12 protein-coding genes are annotated in these 17,501 nt (G+C 58.4%); 4 read left to right on the forward strand and 8 right to left on the reverse strand.

The window, feature by feature from the left end; genetic code table 11:
- Together BSG09_RS14415 and BSG09_RS14420 are read left to right on the forward strand one after the other, a co-directional pair.
- On the forward strand, positions 1-291 hold a 291-nt coding region (locus tag BSG09_RS14415), incomplete at its 5' end, for a transposase (protein ID WP_175542210.1).
- Positions 292-1,625: 1,334 nt separating this feature from the next.
- The gene (locus tag BSG09_RS14420) at positions 1,626-2,561 is read left to right on the forward strand and encodes a glycosyltransferase family 2 protein (protein ID WP_092934318.1); all 936 of its coding nucleotides are present in this window, start codon (positions 1,626-1,628) and stop codon (positions 2,559-2,561) included.
- Between the two features lie 46 nt (positions 2,562-2,607).
- Here the strand turns inward: BSG09_RS14420 and BSG09_RS14425 are convergent, their stop codons facing one another.
- From BSG09_RS14425 to BSG09_RS14435, 3 genes are all read right to left on the reverse strand, one after another.
- Positions 2,608-3,579 carry a hypothetical protein gene (locus BSG09_RS14425; RefSeq protein ID WP_092934320.1) on the reverse strand — a complete coding sequence of 324 codons (972 nt, stop codon included), beginning with the start codon at positions 3,577-3,579 and terminating at the stop codon, positions 2,608-2,610.
- Positions 3,580-3,594: 15 nt separating this feature from the next.
- Positions 3,595-4,365 (reverse strand): alkaline phosphatase family protein, encoded by a 771-nt coding sequence (locus BSG09_RS14430; RefSeq protein WP_217650130.1) that lies wholly within the window; start codon positions 4,363-4,365, stop codon positions 3,595-3,597.
- Positions 4,366-4,759: 394 nt separating this feature from the next.
- On the reverse strand, positions 4,760-5,914 hold the full coding sequence (locus tag BSG09_RS14435; RefSeq protein WP_092934324.1) for a glycosyltransferase: 1,155 nt from the start codon (positions 5,912-5,914) through the stop codon (positions 4,760-4,762).
- Between the two features lie 140 nt (positions 5,915-6,054).
- On the opposite strand from BSG09_RS14435, the gene BSG09_RS14440 reads away from it, so the two are divergent.
- The gene (locus tag BSG09_RS14440) at positions 6,055-8,964 is read left to right on the forward strand and encodes an oligosaccharyl transferase, archaeosortase A system-associated (RefSeq protein ID WP_092934326.1); all 2,910 of its coding nucleotides are present in this window, start codon (positions 6,055-6,057) and stop codon (positions 8,962-8,964) included.
- Positions 8,965-9,417: 453 nt separating this feature from the next.
- Positions 9,418-9,552: a DUF7503 family protein gene (locus BSG09_RS21600; protein ID WP_277613173.1), complete on the forward strand. Its 135-nt coding sequence runs from the start codon at positions 9,418-9,420 to the stop codon at positions 9,550-9,552.
- 91 nt (positions 9,553-9,643) lie between these two features.
- Here the strand turns inward: BSG09_RS21600 and BSG09_RS14445 are convergent, their stop codons facing one another.
- From BSG09_RS14445 to glpA, 5 genes are all read right to left on the reverse strand, one after another.
- Complete coding sequence (locus BSG09_RS14445) at positions 9,644-11,719, reverse strand: hypothetical protein (protein ID WP_092934328.1); 2,076 nt, start codon at positions 11,717-11,719, stop codon at positions 9,644-9,646.
- Positions 11,720-11,785: 66 nt separating this feature from the next.
- Positions 11,786-12,970 (reverse strand): Cdc6/Cdc18 family protein, encoded by a 1,185-nt coding sequence (locus BSG09_RS14450; RefSeq protein WP_092934330.1) that lies wholly within the window; start codon positions 12,968-12,970, stop codon positions 11,786-11,788.
- Positions 12,970-14,301, reverse strand: coding sequence for an anaerobic glycerol-3-phosphate dehydrogenase subunit C (locus BSG09_RS14455; protein ID WP_092934332.1), 1,332 nt, complete (start codon positions 14,299-14,301; stop codon positions 12,970-12,972). Before BSG09_RS14455 ends, BSG09_RS14450 begins: the two co-directional genes overlap by 1 nt.
- Before the next feature lie 112 nt (positions 14,302-14,413).
- Positions 14,414-15,700: a glycerol-3-phosphate dehydrogenase subunit GlpB gene (glpB, locus tag BSG09_RS14460; RefSeq protein WP_092934334.1), complete on the reverse strand. Its 1,287-nt coding sequence runs from the start codon at positions 15,698-15,700 to the stop codon at positions 14,414-14,416.
- Positions 15,701-17,410: an anaerobic glycerol-3-phosphate dehydrogenase subunit GlpA gene (gene glpA / locus BSG09_RS14465; RefSeq protein WP_092934336.1), complete on the reverse strand. Its 1,710-nt coding sequence runs from the start codon at positions 17,408-17,410 to the stop codon at positions 15,701-15,703. It lies immediately after the preceding gene.
- Positions 17,411-17,501: the final 91 nt, after the last annotated feature.

Raw genomic sequence — 17,501 nt, forward strand, 5'->3', positions numbered from 1 at the left:
CCGCCAGATTATGCCCAAGCGTATCTTGATCGCTTCGAGTTTCACTACACTCCCAAGAGAGGGAGCTGGCTGAATATGGCCGAAATCGAGATAGGCGTCCTCAAACGACAGTGCCTTGATCGCCGGATCTACCACGCAGCGACCCTCCGAGCGGAGGTCGCTGCGTGGCAAAGGCGTCGAAACACGACCAATCGTCCCATTGACTGGCAGTTTACTACTGACGACGCCCGGATCAAGCTACGGCAGCTCTACCCAATTGAGATTGAAAAGGATCTACAGATTCAGACTTGAAGCTACACTTAGTCGACGAGTCGTCACCGTCATGCTCGTCGTCCATGCTCATACCGTTGTTCAACCGATTCAATAATCTATGGCACTCCGAGCTGAAACGAACACACAGTAAACTTGCACTGGCCGCAACCTCGCACGGATTTGTACGAAAACTCACGAATATGCGACTGTGAGGCAAGATATGTATATAAGAACACCTAGTATGTTCAAGCACAAGAACGATCCGAAAGCCGAGACGTAACCGAGCTACGACGAGTACGAGCGTGATACTAGGTCGATCGATAACATATTCGGACATGGCGACACAAAGTTTTTGCAATTAACCGCAATGTTTGGGTCGGTGGGCCAATCCTTCGAAGCTAAAGGAATCCACCGATTTGCGGTCTAAGTAGTGCTACGAACTCGAAACGAAATCGGAACTTCTGGATTCAGAACACTACTTCCCGTGTGTCGAGATTATCTGTGAGTTTGATCTGTGAAATTCTGCCGACTTGGAAGAGATTATCAAAAACGATCACTGGAAACCCCGTCATTGCCCCGAGTGTGGGACGGTTAGCTTCGGTGGCGTGCTCGGTGATTGGGAAATTGAGACGTTCGCGGAGATCGTTGACTACGTGCTTGACATCGTCGACGACTTAATCATGAGCCGTCACGAACGATGTCGAAACCATTTGTTCTATATAAAAATAATAAAATATAATAAATCAATTTAGAATGAGACATCAGCAACCTGCTAACAGTAGATAATTAAGTACTGATTTTTCATAACATAGGCAAGGCATGGACGGTGAGCCGCTGGTCTCAGCTGTGAACCGTTTTGTGTGTGATAGTCCCCGTGGTCTCGTTCGTCGGTGACAACTCGTTGCCTGCACTGGTACCGAAACGGAGGCGACGATGAACGTCTCGTATTATAACAATTCCGAGGGAAACAGTAGTATTGACTGGGTGGTTTGGTCTATCGGCTCCAGTTTGACCTCTGGCATCATGAACACGAGTTTCTAGAGCAATCACTTGTTGTACAATAACACGAGCAAAGACAATAACATTAACTCCTATTGCTTAAGATTGTATATTTTGTTTAGAATGAATCATTTGATCACTTTAAAAAACCCCCGACACAATATAGCATGTCTATACGGAACGATAGAAGTACAGGTCTGCAACTCTTTTCCTATATGTGAATTTAATACATTGAAAATAATGGAACAGATACAATTAGTATGTGACAAATTGGAAACTATCTACTCTGTACCTACTAATAGAATATAACAGTTCTCCTGACTGAGGACAATCCTTGCTACTTATCAACACTGTATGAGTATGGCGAAGCAAAGATGAGTAGCACATCCCCGCTTGTTAGCGTCGTGATTCCTACCTACAACCGTTCAGAGGTTATCGGAAACGCGATTTCAAGCGGTCTGAATCAAACATTCGATGACCTGGAGATTCTAGTTGTCGATGATGGATCAACGGACCAGACTAAGAAGGTCGTGTCTACCTTTACTGATGAGCGAGTTCGATATATCCCGCTAGCAGAAAACCAAGGCGCAAACGCCGCCCGGAATACCGGCGTACGGCAGGCAAACGGAGACCTCATCGCCTTTCTCGATGCTGACGATGAATGGCAATCCGATAAGATCGAGAAACAAGTTACTCGCTTCGACGAAGTCGGCGCGGATGTAGGTCTGGTCTATACTGGAATTACTCGGAAGGAAATCGATGGGCCGATCAAAGATAGCTCAGTGCATGAGTTCGAAGGTGATGTTACTCGTCAACTCCTTCTCGGTAACTTCATCGGGACATTCTCCACAATCATGGTCCGGAAATCCGTATTTGACGATGTCGGATATCTCAATGAGCCCCTTCCGAGCTGGCAAGATTGGGAGTTCTATCTACGGCTCTCGACGGAATACAACGTTGCCGCTGTGCCAGAAGCACTGACTGTTCGGCGGTCAGGCGCAGCCGAACAGATCAGTTCTAATTTTCAGACGAAGCAGCAGGTCTCATATCAAAAGTTACGGCCCATGTTTCAGGAGTTGACAGAAAACGAAGGGGTCCTCTTCCAACGACGGAGTTTTGCCGCGCTTGATCGCGCCCTCGGCGATGCCGCCCTGGTAAATGGACAGACTACTCAAGCACGGCAGATATTCCTGCGAGCAATTAAACAATATCCGTTTGATCCACTTTTGTACTCATATCTCCTCGTTTCTCTCACAGGAACAAGAGGATACAGAGCGGCGCTCCGAGTCAAACGTCGGATAGTTGGATAGCGATTTGAAGTTGAAAGCCGAGCAATGGATACCGTTGAATGCCGCCTCAGGTCCCCTGATAGAGCCGATTCGGTAAGACCGTTCTTACTGCCTGGTGGAGTCGCGATCGGACAGGATACGGGACAACACGGCCAGAGTGGGCCGAAATGAGATCCAGGGCCATTGAACTCCAGTCGGTCATAGATAATGTCTGTGATTCCCAACCATACCGGCGGAGCGTTGTGGCAATTGTCGGATTTCGGATTCGAGAGAGGTTTTTCCACTTCCCATAGTGAATAATCTGCACATCGTCGGGACAGTGTATACGGCCAAGGAGTGGGAAGTTCTGCTGATCCGTGAGGAGTTCGGTCTTCCGATTTCGAGCAGCGAGTGCGAGCGCAATTTGGTCGTTGAAAAACGTCTCGTCATGCTCTAAGAATTCAGCGTTGAGCGTGTCGCGAGTAATCGAAAGCCAATCGTCAGGAAAATTTTTATCTGACGTGACGATAACGCCTGCATTGAAATATGGTCTGATCGTTCGGTTGTCACAGCTGGTCTGAACGGTCGCCGAGGGAGGCGAGAGATCGTAGGCGTCGTACAATCGGTGCCAGTCGGCCTCAGAATATTCGCTCGCCCAATATTGGGTACCGACGAAGACTGGGCTGGCATACAGTTCTGCGCTCGAGCTCTCGAGAACCGGTGGTGAAAGAATAACTGTATCGGTATCTAGCCCGACATAGTAATCCGTGTCGAATTGCTGAACTGCCTTACGGAGTGCCTGCTGCTTGGCGGAGATTGGATATTCAGGAAGTGGGATTTCGCCAGTAACAACCGTCGAGTTTGCCTTAATATCCTGTAAAATCGGATCAGCAATCTCGTCAATCGAGTCTTCCGGAACGAAGGTAAGAACATTTGCATTTGGACACGTCTGGCGAAGCGATGTCGTGAGCAACCGTGCTTGCGTCGCTAATTGCCCGGCGTCCGCAGTCAACGAGTAGGTTGCGTTCTGCAACGAAACATGGTTTGACTCAGGAGCCATTGTTTCTAGACTTCGTCACAGGTATCCGAGATCTGCTAGTTTCGACTTGACATCATCTTGTTCGGCACTGTGGGACTGTGTCTGTGGATCATACGTCTCCTCGTCAGTTGCGGATGTTTCGATCCATGGGACAGTACGCAGGACGTCAGAATCAATCTCGCTTGGATGGCCGTAGATCCCGTGTTCACCGAGACCGTTCCCGTGATCGGAGGTGATAACCACCGATTGTGCATCAATGTTCTCAAGCAGTAGCTCAACATCGTCAAGGACGGCTCGTAAATTGTCTTTGTAAGCCTCCCATACGGTCTGTTTGGGAATTTCCCCATCACGAAGGCGCATCCAGACGTTCTTTTTTTCTCCGGTGTAGAGTTCTTCCCACGAATCAGGAGAGATGCCAGCCTGGAGGTCGTGATTGATGAACGGGGCATGCGGTTGCATGTAATGAACGATCATCTGTTCTGGTTGATTGTTGCGCCAGTGGTGGATTGCGCGGTCAGTCAATGACCGTGGTTGAATTGTTCCGATCTCTTCATCCCAGTCATAGCGCCAGACTTCATCTACTGCATGAAAGTCAGACTCTTGAACTGCTTGTTCTGAGTAAGGATTGCCAGTGATATACGTCGTATTTGCCATCTCGTCGGCGAAGTCTGGAGAGAAGTTCCGTTCCAACCACTGGAGCGAGGAACTTCCGAGAGAGCGAAATGACCCAATCCCTTCACAAAATCGATACTCCGGACCAACCTCGTTCATTAAATCGAGACGACAGGCATCGAGGACGAGAAGCACGTCCCAATCCTGCGAAAATACCTGCTGTCCACGAGTAACACGGTCAGTGGTAGTGTGATAGGTTCGGAGAAGAGATTCGTATGCGTAATATCCTCCCGATCGTACTAGTTGGCGAAAACCACTATTCTGTTGAATATCAATTCCGGCGCGGAGTAGCGATAAGAGTGAAGTCATAGATACTGTTCTAGTTGATCTTTCTCTGAGAGAGAGGACTCTTCTAATATAAATTTTCTCGAATACGATACTGGGTAGCCACTCTATTGACCACGTCGTGGATAAGAGTGTAGTGAAATAATACATATGAATTAGAATTGGGATATAATTTGTGTGAAAGAGTTCCCTGAGTCAACGTCGCGAGAATGTTGTTGACAGTATCTAATCTATCGGAAGTGGGTTATTCATACGCATCGCGTAGCTCATCGTCAACATCCCATACTGCCGATCCGTCTCCGCGGAGTAGTTTCAGAGTTGCAAGGAACAAGGATACCTGAGTATCGAAGATTGCATACAGCGGCTGGAGCAGGCCGAGGCGTTCTCGAGAACCAACTGTGATAAACATCGCTAGGCTCGCAGGGATCACCAATCCGAACGGGCCAGCAATCATCAGTCCAACTATGCTCAACAATCCGACTGACATTGTCAAAAGCCATGGTGACACGAGCATGAACCACCAATTAAATGGAAGAACGATTCGTCCGAATAAGCCATGCTGGCCGAGTGCATCGCGATGTTGGACTAACAGTCGAAGCAAACCCATTGCCCGGCGATCCTTCTGCGTGCGTCGCTTGCTGAACTGGGAATGAGATGCTTCTTTGTACTTGATGTCCGGATCGAAGAGTACGCGCTTTCCGTTCCGTCGAATCTTAAGTGCCAGCTCTGTATCATCGGCAATAGAATTCGGGTCAATAGAAACAATCTCTTCGTTCTCAAACGCAGAGAACGGGCCGTGGAAAATCAGAGTCGAATCGATGTGTGACTCCAGCGTCTGGATAGTCGCTTGCACGTCACGGTAGCCCGCTTCGATTTCACTCCCTCCAAGAACTTCGACATTCCGTCCAGTCACGGCACCTACATCCGGATCAGCCAAGTTTGCAGCAGCCTCGCGGAGAGCATCTGCAGCCACTTTCGAGTCGCAATCGGTTTTAACGACCATCTCGTTTGCAGCGGCTTCATAGGCGTCGTTTAACGCAGGTGCAAGCCCGCGACGCTCGTCCTCTTCGAGAAGGACTAGATCTGGATTTTCGCGGTTTGTAAAGAAGTTTCGGACAATATCACGTGTATTATCGTCACTGGAGTCGACGACGACAACCTCAATCTTCTCCATCGGGTAGTCCAGTGAAACGATGTCGAGAAGTTTGTTCTCAATGATCCGCTCTTCGTTGTATGTCGGTAAGACAATGCTGACAGTCGGTTCAGAGTGCTGTTTCTCCGCCGGCGATCCTCGTGGGTCCCAGACCTTCGCGAGTAGCAAGTAGATCGCGTAGGGAAGTCCCGTAAGAGAGAGAAGTATCGTTACGACGCCGATGAGACGCCGAGCCATTTTTCGCATATGCGCTCCTTTTCATACTGCCACAAAAATTCTGACGGTCCACCTGTTGTCGTATCTTACTACTTTCCGGTCGGCACAAACATGAAAGCTGCCCGAATAGATGATAAGGCTTATCCAAGCGATGCGTCTGTTGACTTCTAATGAGTACCGACACCGAACGCGTCGAGGAAGGGACTGAAACCTCCCTCCTCGAGTCGTGGCGAGACTGGTATCACCTCCCCGTACTCGGGGTCGTGATGCTGTTTATGCTCTGGGTACGCACCCAGGCGTACGAGCGGTTCGTAGAAGATGGCACGCCCGCGTTCGCGGGTATTGACTCGTGGTATCACTGGCGGACGATCAACTGGACAGCAGAGAATTATCCGCATACGATGCCCTACGAGGTTTGGACGGGGTTCCCGACCGGCACCTACGTCGGCCAGTTCGGGACGCTGTACGACCAACTCATCGTCACTGTGGCGATGATCGTCGGGTTCGGTGATCCATCCCAGCAAACCCTATACACGGTCTCGTTACTTGCGGTCCCAGTCATGGCCGCTCTCGTCGCGATTCCCGTCTTTTACGCAGGCAGACGGCTCGGCGGGACACTCGGCGGCCTCGTTTCTGTCCTCGTTATCGCGCTCTCGACGGGACAGTTCCTCTCTCGATCGACGGTCGGCCAACTCGACCATCAGGCTGTCGAGCCGCTCTTCATGGCCATCGCGGTCGTCGCGATGATGGTCGCCGTCACCGCAGGTGAACGCGAGAAACCGATCTACGAACTGGTCGTCGACCGGGACTGGACCACGCTTCGAACACCTGTGATATATAGCGTTCTTGCTGGAGTCGCACTGACACTGTATATCTGGGTCTGGCCGTCGGGGGTTCTTCTCGTCGGCATCTTCGGCGTTTTCTTTGCCATTCAACTCACTCTCGACTACGTCCGTGGTAGCTCGCCGGATCATATCGCCTTCGTTGGCGCAGTCAGTCTCGGCGTCACCGCCGTGCTAACGACGCTGTTGATAGAACAGCCCGGCAGTACGGGTTCGACGAGCCTCGGACTCCTCCAGCCTTTGCTTGCCTTCCTCGTGGCAGCCGGCTGTGTCTTCATGGCCTGGCTCGCCCGAGAGTGGAACGATCGCGGGCTCGGGCGCCGGTACTACCCCGCTGCCATCGGTGGTCTGATCGCTGCAACGCTGCTGGTGATGTGGCTTGCCCTTCCCAGCCTGTTCGATTCGATCGTGGGTAACGCGACGCGCCGTATGATCCCCATCGGCGGGACGGCGACTGACCTCACCATTGTCGAGGCCCAGCCCCCCGAGAACTTCTTCAACCGCGTCTTCGCTGAGTTCGGCAGTGCGTTCTACACGATGCTTGCCGGCCTTGCGTTCCTCGCTATCCGCCCACTCTTCGGCCGCAAGTTCCGCGCCGAACACACCCTCGTCATCGTCTGGTCACTGTTCCTGATCAGCATGGCCGCGACGCAGGTGCGGTTCATGTACTACCTCGTGCTCGCGGTCGCGATCGTCAACGCGGCGTTCGTCGCCGAACTCGTCCAGTTGTTTAATCTCGACCTCAAGAGCGGTCTCAACTCCATCAAGTCCCTCGAGACCTACCAGGTGGTCGCTGTCGTGCTCGTGGTCTTGCTCCTCTTTGCGCCACTCCTCCCGCCGCTTGCACAGGCCGGTGGAACGGCGTGGGAGGTCGGCGAAGCGACGGGTCCGAACTCCGACGCCACGACGTGGGAGGCGTCGAACGAGTGGCTGCAGGAGAACACGCCCGCGCCGGGGAACTACGGCGGAGCGGACAACGCTGACCAACTCGACTACTACGGTACCTACACGCCGGGTGATGGTGACTTCGAGTATCCGGAGGGTGCCTACGGCGTTATGTCGTGGTGGGACTACGGCCACCTGATAACGACGCAGGCCGAGCGGATTCCCCACTCGAACCCGTTCCAGCAGAACGCCCGCTCGTCGTCGGCGTTCCTGACGGCTGAATCCGAAGACCACGGGGAATTGATCCTCGAGGGGATCGCCGCCGGCGAACCCGTTGCCGGTCGGTCGACCGAAGACCTTCAGCAGACGGTCTCTGGCGACAATTCGGACGAGGAGATCCGCTACGTCATGATCGACTATGCGATGGCCGGTGGCAAGTTCGGGGCGATCACCCAGTGGACCGGTCCTGGATACGGCCATTACGTGACGCCGGAAGACTACAGCGGCCAGCCGATCAGCGCCGACGAGGTCGGACAGGTCTTCGGTGACCTGCCATACGACGACACGATGACGTCGAAGCTGTACTTCGATGACGCCGAGGATATGGAACACTACCGGCTCGTTCACGAGAACACCGACCCGGGAATGGCCTTTTTCGTCAGCTACGCGCAGGTCAGTGACGGTCAGGTCGTCCACATTGGCGAAAACGGCCAGCCGGTTCAACCCGGACAGGGACAGCCCGCCGTCGTCGTCAACCGACGCGTCTCCCAGCAGACGCTGCTCCAGCTTCGGAGCAGCCCGAACTACCAAGTCTTCGACGCCAAGAGCGCTGCCGCCGTGAAAACGTTCGAGCGCGTCGAGGGTGCGACGATTACCGGCACTGTCGGCGACGGCGTGTCGAACGCTGACAACGCCACGGCCGCGGCCACAGTCGAACTCGAGACGAATTCCGGCCGGACGTTCAACTACACGCAGCGTGCCGATCTCGCGGCCGACGGGAGCTTCGAACTGACCGTGCCGTACGCGACGAACGACGAACTCGGCGTCGAGGACGGCTACACCAACAGTAGCGTCGAGGCGACCGGTAACTACACCGTCAGCGTCGTTGCGACCGGCGACGGCGAGCCAACCTACTACAGCGGCGAGACGGCTGTCTCCGAGCCCGCAGTGGTGGACGGTGACAGCGTCGACGTCTCACTCGAGGAAGTCACAACGCGGCCGAGCGGTGTGACTGACGGAACCGAAACTAACGATGGATCGACCGACACGGAAAGCACCGACGCGTCGGGGAACGAAACGGAGGCCCCGCCCACCAACGCGCTCGCGCCAGTGACGGCCGAACCAGCACTCTGAGGGAAAGCCGGCCGCGACAGTTCGCGTCGCGGCTTGAGCATCGATCCTAGTTTGCCGTGTGGCTGTTTTTGATCGGCGCTACAATTGGACCGACAATACGCTCGCCGCTATTGTACACTGTGATCAGTCCTCGGGTCAGCCGACGACATCTGTTGCAGGGGAATCGATATCGCAGATTGCGTGTGATGAGACAGTGGTGTGATCTGTGACACGCGCGTACAAGTAGACTGAGACGGGCTGCTGTAACGATCTACCGGTGGGGCTGTAGCGATCGCGGTCCCTCCCAATGGCTTCAGTGGTCCGTCCGTCTCATTCTACCCAGCAATAATACCCGGCGAAGCCGCCGTAAGCTGCCGATTGTGGTGCCATGCGCGTTTTTCGCTCAATTATGTAACCTTATATATGTAAGTATAAGATAATTTTATTTCGATCGGTGACAACCATTGGAATGTAATGTCCGAAGCAGACAGCATGAAGGACTACCTCGCACAGAACCCTCGAATGATCGGCGTCCTGTTCACCCTGTTCGTCCTGCTTAGTCAGGCGGGTACGGTGGCTGCAGGGAGCATGTCCCAAGTTGGGCCCTAATATTGAATTAAGAAGACACCGTCTCGTTCACGCGTAACCTCGAGCCGAACCGAACCACGATTCGACCAGTCGTTCTTCGTCGTGCTGTTTCTCAGTCGAGTAGCGACGTTCCGATGCCCTCGTTCCAGCATAACTCGCTCTCGGATAGCACCGGTAATTCCGTCCAAGTCAGATATTCCCGGAGTTCTGCCGTCTCTACTGCTAACCGTGGAGTCGATCCCGGCGTGAGGTGACAGTCGGAAACCGAATCAAGCGGTGATGCGGTCACTGTCCCCAGTTTGAACTCCTTTGTCGAGTACGATTTGACGGCGAAATTGAATTCATTCTCGCCGCGAGACCCGATCTCGACGAGCATTGGTGCCCCACCATCTGACTGGGCGATATCAGCCGACCCATCGCCAACGATGAGATACTGCTCGCCGAGCATCGAGTTCTCGCGAGCGATCTCGAGGGCACCCCGAAGCGGGAAGCCGCGATTTAACAGTCTGGCAATGGTCTCGCCGGCTGTCACTGCCCGTTCGTTGATGACGTCGGCGTACGTGCTGACACCGCCGAACGCGCCCCGCCGGGTGAGCGCAAGCCCCTGTTCGTAGGAGCGACAGGCGTTCAGGAAGAAGACGCCCACGTCGACGGACTCGAGGGTCCGGATGTCGAGGTCGCCGTCGGGACAGCGGAGGCCGTCTTCGGTCGCGTGGCCGATAAAGTGGAAGAAGTCATAGCCGCCGTCGGTCAGCAGAGTCGCCAGCCGGTCGGCGTCAACGCCGAACTTCGAGTCGATCTCGAAGGGGAGATCCGACCGGTTACCGTAGCTGCCGTCGAGTAGGTCGTGTTCGTCTATCATGCGCGCGTCGTTACAGACGAGCAAAAGCTCGATCGATTCGACGGGTTCCCGGTGCTGGAGTTGATGTCGGTACGCCTCGAGCGTCGCTTTCGAGGCCTGCTGTGGCACGCCGTCGCCGAACCAGGCATGTTCGACGGATTCGCCCGTCACAGCCGGCACGATGAACTCCGACTCGGCCGGTCCCGGCGAGGACGAGCGTGCGGTCGTCGCTGAGCGGACGAGTTGAGAACTCGTCGCATCCGTGTTCGGGATCGACTCGGGCGGTTGACTCGTCGTGTCGCGAACGATCCCCAGTTCGTTGACGATGAACGGCAGCAACGTCGCGCTTTCTGGTTCGGACGGAACGTGGGCGGTCAGCGGCCACCGCGGAATGTGTGGTTCAAGCACGTCGAAGGGGACCGCGAGGTACTGCTCGAGGCGCTCGGCGAGTGAACGGTCGTAGGTGGCCGCGAAGTCAAAGGGGAGGTCGTCTTCCAGCATCGATCGCTCGAGGAGGTCGTACTGGAAGACCCCCTCAGTCCGAACGATGCAATCGAGGAAGAAAAACCGCTTCAGGAGGTCGGCGATCTCGTCTTCGAACGTATGGCCAGCCGAGATCGGATGGGTAAACGCCGGTGTTTCGAGTGCCGGCTCGTCACCCGGTTGTATCGTGGCACCCAGGAAAAACGCGAGCGGCGCGACCTGATACAGCGAGGCGTACGATCGCGGCACGGTAATCGTGATGTCGCTGGCCGGCCGGTCGACGGTGTCGGGGATCTCGAGTTGGTCGCCGAGTTCGATCAACGGGGGATGGCCACGCAGTGTCGGCCACGTCCGCTCGGGCGAGGTGGTCTTCAGTGCGGACGGGAGCGCAGAGACGGCGTCCATCATCGCGTCGATATCGGGTGGCGTGGTGATCGTTCCCCGCGGCTGGTCATGCAGCGACCGGACACCGAGCTCGATCGTCGTCTCGCGGTCGGTCGTGATCGTGATCGACGTCAGTCCGATATCGATCGTCCCTGGTGCGTCGATGCGACAGTAGAGCTTGATCGGGCCGCTCAATCCGACGAACTGTGTCCGATCCTCGAGTTGCCCCGTTTCGCTGGTGTCGAAGCTCGCTTCCGTCCGCCCGGCTGCGTCGTGGACGGTGACGGAATACAGCTGATTGAACCCGAGTTCGTCGGTCTCGAGCCGGCAGGTCCGATCGACCGGGAAGCAAAACTGTGCTGGCTCGCTGGTGTCGAACGAGACGGAGCCGGGGGTCTCGATCTGGAGGCGGCGTTGCTCGATCGAGTCGTACACCTCGAGCCCGGTCGGGGCTGCCGTTTCCGCAAACGAGATCGTCATAGCTCAGCTGGTAGTGATTGCACCCACTCACCCCATGGTCAAAAAGAATTGTATCGGCCGGTCGGCCTATGCCCTGTCGATCCCACTGGCCGACGGGACCGACGCCGCGGTGAGCGCTTGGAACGCAATCGTCGGGAACAGTGGGTTGACCGTACTCGGCTGGCGACCGCTGCCGCGATCGGGCGTCGACAGCGGTACCCGTTCGATGACGCCGCGATCCGCGAGTTCGTACAGAAACCGTTTGACCGTGCCGGCGGTCAGCGACGATCGAGCCGCGATCGCGGTCGCGATTTCGCGAATCGGGCGGTCGGTCGCATCGAGCTCGGTAAGCGTCACCAGCACCTGCTGGCGCGTTTCCGGAAGTGCCAGCGCGCGACCGACGTGGACACCGTTTTCGGGCACGTCGGCCCGTGCAGTCTCGAGGTGGCTGTGCTCGATTCGATCCGCGTCTGCCTCGCGTGCGAGGACGGCGGCCCCGAACAGCGCCGCGAGCGCGTCGTGAGCGTTTCCATCGGCCCAGGCGGCGAGTTCGCGCACGGCACCGTGATCGAGTGCGCCCGCTGCAAGCCCCGTCGAGGCGCGGTCGGTGATCACGTCGACGAGTTCGTGATCACGGTAGGCCGGCACGGTGACAGTCGCACCGTCCCACCCGTGGGGTTCGCGCTGGCCAACCGGGACGATCGCGACGTGCGCGTCGACTGGTGTCAGAAGGTCGCGAGCGTGCCCGATGTCGAGCGTCTCGGGTTCGTCGTGGTGATCGATCGCGACGATCACGCGCCGGTCGGGACGGTCGAGCCTATTGCACAGCCGCGTGCGCAGTTCCTCGGTCCCGATGCCGCTCTCGGGGACCGGCTCGCTCGAGATCAGCGAGAGGACAGCCCGATAAAACGAAAAGGGGCTCTCGATCCGACGACCGTCAACGGTCCCGAACCACGTGATCGGGCCAGCAGCTCCGGCCCGCGTCGTCGTGCCGATCGACCGCGCCGAGCCGCTGAACTGGTCGTTGAGCGCATCGAACAGCGCGGTCACGATCGCGGACGTGCCCGATCCCGGCGGGCCGACTACCGCGACCGGTGGCGGCAGTTCGTCGTCGAAGACCGGCTCGAGCGCATCGAGTAGTTGCTCTAAGACGGGGCCACGGCCCACCGGCTCCGGTCGGTGGACAACGGGACTGAGCTGGTCGCGGTCGACGATAATGCGCCCGCCCTGTCGCGATGACCGCCGGCGAGCGATTCGCTCCTGTAAGTCCATTACTGGCCGTCTGCCTCCGCCGGTCCGACGAGCGCTGCCTCGAGCACCTCGAGCGTGTGGGTAATCTCGTAGCCGGTGCCGTGTTCCATCTGCATCGAGCAGGTCGGACACTCCGTGAGCCCAGAAGTTGCGTCCGCGTCTTCCATGTGCTCGAACATTTCCGAGCCGATTTTCATGGAGGTTTCGTAATTCTCTTTCTTCCAGCCGTACGTCCCAGAGATGCCAGAACAGGAGTCACCGACATCGTGGGCCGTGATGCCGTCGATGGCGTCGAGTACTTCGACCGTCTGGCCGTCCAGTCCCTGGTTCCGGGCGTGACACGGCGCGTGATACGCGAAGTCATCGAACTTGTCGCCGACCGAGGTGCCCTCGAGTTCGCCCTCGAGGTCCTCGTGGACTCGGAGGTACTCGACGGCATCCCAGGTGTTGGCGGCGACCTCCTCCGTACCCTCGAAGTCGAACAGTTCGGGGTACTCCTGGCGGAGCGACATCGAACACGAACTGCAGGAGGCGATGATGTCCGCGCCGTCTTCGAGAGCCCAGGCGAGCTCGCGCACGTTCGTCTCGGCCGACCGGCGTGCGTCCTCGAGCATCCCGTTTGCGAACATCGGCGTCCCCGAGCAGTGCTGGTTGGGGACCATGATCTCGTAGCCGAAGTGTTCGTAAACCCGAACCAGTGCCTTCGCGACTTCAGGGGTGTTGTAGTTGGCATAGCAGCCGTGGAAGTAGGCGATGCGCTTGTCCGCGTTTTCGACCTGTGCACCGCCCCTTGCCGTCCACCATTCACGAAATGTTTCGGTCGCGAATTCGGGGAACTCCCGCTGGCCCGTGATCCCGAGGAGCTTCTCGCCGAGCCACTGCGTCGCAGACAGCCCCATCATGAAGTTCGTCGTCCGCGGGAACATCGATCCGAGCGGGGCGAGTCGGCGGTAGTTCGCGAGCATGCGGTTGCGCCAGTACTCCCGCGAGAGTTTGCTCATGTTCTCCTCGACGTACTCAGCGCGGGCGGTGTTGTGCATCTGCGAGAGCGGCACCTCCGAGGGACAGGCACTGTCACAGCGCATGCAGTTCGAACACTTCATCACCGAGTCGTCGATGTCGTGGTCGTCCTGGCGCTTGAGCCGCCACTGTTCGGGCCCCTGGAACTTCGGGCCGGGGAACTCGTCGTCGACCTCGGCGACAGGACAGTTGGTATCGCAGGTCGAGCACTTGTAACAGTTGTCCGCCCCCGGTCGGAGGTCCATCTCCTCGGCCTCTGGAAAGACCTGAATCGGCTCGAAGTCGTCATCTCCCGGTCCGCCATCGTCAGTCGGCTGTTGTGCATCGCTCATCGAATCACCTGAGTGGGTCGGTCGCTGTCGGTCGCATCACTTGCTCGAGTCCGTTCACTCACGCCCAGTCGATCGCGTTCGCGACTCGAGTCGCACGGTTCGCCTATGCCCGTCATTGTCTCGCCTCCATCCCTGCGCGCTGGCCCGCGACGTAGCCCGTCGCGAGCGAGACGCCGCTGCCGGATTTCTCCGCCGCGAAGTCGTAGCCACCAAGCACTGCCCCCGCCGCACGGAGGTTCGAAAATTCGGGCTCGTCACCAGGATCGAGCGGCCTGAGATCGCGGTCGACTGGCAGGCCGAATCGTGCGTAGGGCTGGTCGCCGAAGACGTCGTCGACGAACCAGTCGTAGCGGTCTGCCGGATGCGGGACGTGACAGTCGAAGACCGGCTCGAACACCCGCTTGCGCTCCGATCGCACGCCCTTGCCGACCAACCCGCCCGTCGCCAGCACGTACTGGTCGGCGCGATGGGGAATCTCGGTGCCGTTGCGGTCGACGACGACGTGGTCGATTTGCCCGCTGGTGCCGGTCTCGTACTCGACTACCGGCACCCCTGTCGTCACCCGGACGCTGGCGTCCTCGAGCGCGTCGTAGAGCAGGTCCTCGAGTCGCAGCCCGGGCAGGCTCGGTGGCCCCATCGGGACCTCGAAGACGTCGACGCCGAGTCGCTCCGCGAGATCGGCTCTGACCGCGTTCGCGTGGTCGTCTCCGAGGATCGCGGGGAAGCCGACGCGGGCCTCGTCCTCGAGCTGGGACCGAACGATGTCGGCCAGCGCGTCGCGGGCCGTCGTCTCGCCGGCCGCCGTCGTCACGGCTTCGTCCTGATCGAGCAGGTGTGCGTATCGCGTGACCTTCGCGTCGTCCCGGACGATGCCGGGGAACCGGACTGTGATCCCGCGGGCTGCGAAGGGAGCGCCGGCGGCCTCGAGATGAGATGCTGCCAGCGGGGCCTCGAAGTCAGGCAGCGTCTCGAAGCCGACGAGCAGGGTATCGCGGCCGTCGCTCGCGAGACCGGCGGCGGTCGAAACCGGGTATCTGGCGGTCGGCTTGACCGTGCCGCCGTGGGTCGGGACGAGCGCGTTCGCATCCGTGTGGCCACCGTCGTACGCGTCGCCTGCGATCTCGTCGAAAAACGAGAGGGCCTCACGGACCGCCTCGAGCCCCACGCGCTCGTAGGGGTGGCCTTCGGGGAGATCGACGAGCGCTTCGAACGGGTCCACGAGCGGGCCGTCACCCGTTGGTGTGTAGCCGAGCACGTCGATCAACCCGCTGGCGTGGCGGAGCGTACTTTGTTTGTACGAGACGAGCCGGACCTGTGCGCTCTGATCTGCGGCGGCAAGTGCGGCGGTTACCCCAGCGAGGCCGCCGCCGATCACGAGGACGTCGTCTTCGATCGCCATCTAGCGGCCCCCTCGGATCCCGTCGATCCGGTCTCTCTCGGCTCGGCCGTCGTCGAAGGCCGCGAAATCCACGGTCGACGTCGCGCTCGCGGGATCGTGATCCCGATTCATCGTCGTCGCGTGCAGTGCGTAGTTGAGCATCGCTTGCGAGAGCTGTTCGCCCCACAGCGCGTGACGCTCGCCTTTCCAGCGTTCCTGAAAGAGTTCGTCGAGCGCCTCGCGGACCATCTTTTCGTCGTATTCGGGGTGGAGTTCGTTCGCCATCGGTTGACAGCAAAAGCCACCCTGACAGTTCCCCATCGAGGCCCGTGTCCGGATGCGAACCGCGTTCAGGTCCGTCCCCGACTGGGCGATGGCGTCTTTAATCTCCGCGCGCGTGACGCCTTCACACTGGCAGATCACCGGGTTCGGCTCGTCGGTCTCGAGCACCTCGCGTGCCCGACTACCGAGTCGCTGTCGGCTCCGGCGGGCCACCGGCGAGCGCAGACCGAAGTCGTCCATCCCGGCCTCGAGCGTCGCGATGTTTTCGCTGCCGGGCAGTGGCTCGTCGGCAGTTGCACAGGTGGCGGTTACACCTAGTTTCTCGCAGACGTGATCCGAGATCTGTTCGGCCATCATCCGGTAGGTAGTGAACTTGCCGCCGACGATACTGGACATCCCCGTGACGCCGTCGCGGTCGGCGTGATCGAGCAGGAAGAAGTCCCGGGTGATGTCGGTCGGGTCCTGCGTGCCGGTTCCCGGCGGCTCGTAGAGCGGGCGCACGCCCCAGAACGAGCGGATCGTCCGGGCCTCTTTGAGGATCGGCACCAGTTCTGAGAGAGTATCGATCATCTGATCGACCTCCCACTGCTCTTCGGGATAGTCGTCCGGATCATCGACCTCCTCGTCGGTCGTGCCTAAGATTGCAGTCGTCTCGTGAGGAACGATAATATCCGCGTCGCCTTTCGGATGGCAGCGGTTGATCACGGTATCGACCTGCCGGACGTTCATGATCGTCATCACGCCCTTGGAGGGCCGGACCGCGATCTCGAGGTCGGCCATCGCGCCGATCTGACCGGCCCATGCGCCGGTCGCGTTGACGACGTACTCGGCGGTGATCTCCTCGGTGGTCCCGGACGTGGCGTGCGTGCGTTTGCCGGGGCCCGAGTCGTGGCGCACCTCGACCCCGTAAATATCGTCGCCGTCGCGCAGGAGGTCGATCACCTCGGCGTGGGTCTCGATGCGCGCGCCGTAGGTCTCGGCGTCGATCGCGTTCGCGACGCAGAGTCTGAACGGGTCGACCGCACCGTCGGGGACCTCGATCGCTCGTTTGATGTCGTCCGCGAGGTAGGGCTCGACTTCGCGGGCTTCCGACCCCGAGAGCACGCGGGCGGGAATCCCACACTCTCGACAGCCCTCGAGTTTCTGCCGGAAGTAGTCGTCCGAGTCCTCGGGTCGCTGGACGAACAGGCCACCGGTCTCCTCGACGCAGTGGCCGGCGATCTCCCGAAGGACCTCGTTTTCTTCGATACACTCAGTCGCGCTGGCCTGGTCGGAGACGGCATATCGCCCGCCGCTGTGGAGCAGGCCGTGCATCCGACCGGTCGTTCCGTCTGTGAGGTTGCCTCGCTCGACGAGCGTGACCTCGAGGCCCCGCATCGCCAGATCGCGGGCGATGCCACAGCCAGTCGAGCCGCCGCCGAGGACGAGAACCTCCGTGTCACGGGCCATTCCTTCAGAAGCCACTACGGACAGCCACATCTTTATTTTATCGGCGGCGAAGGAACAGCCATAACAATGGGTTGCTATCGGGATTGGTAGT

It is taken from the genome of Natrinema hispanicum (assembly GCF_900111485.1).
GTDB classification, from domain to species: Archaea; Halobacteriota; Halobacteria; order Halobacteriales; family Natrialbaceae; genus Natrinema; species Natrinema hispanicum_A.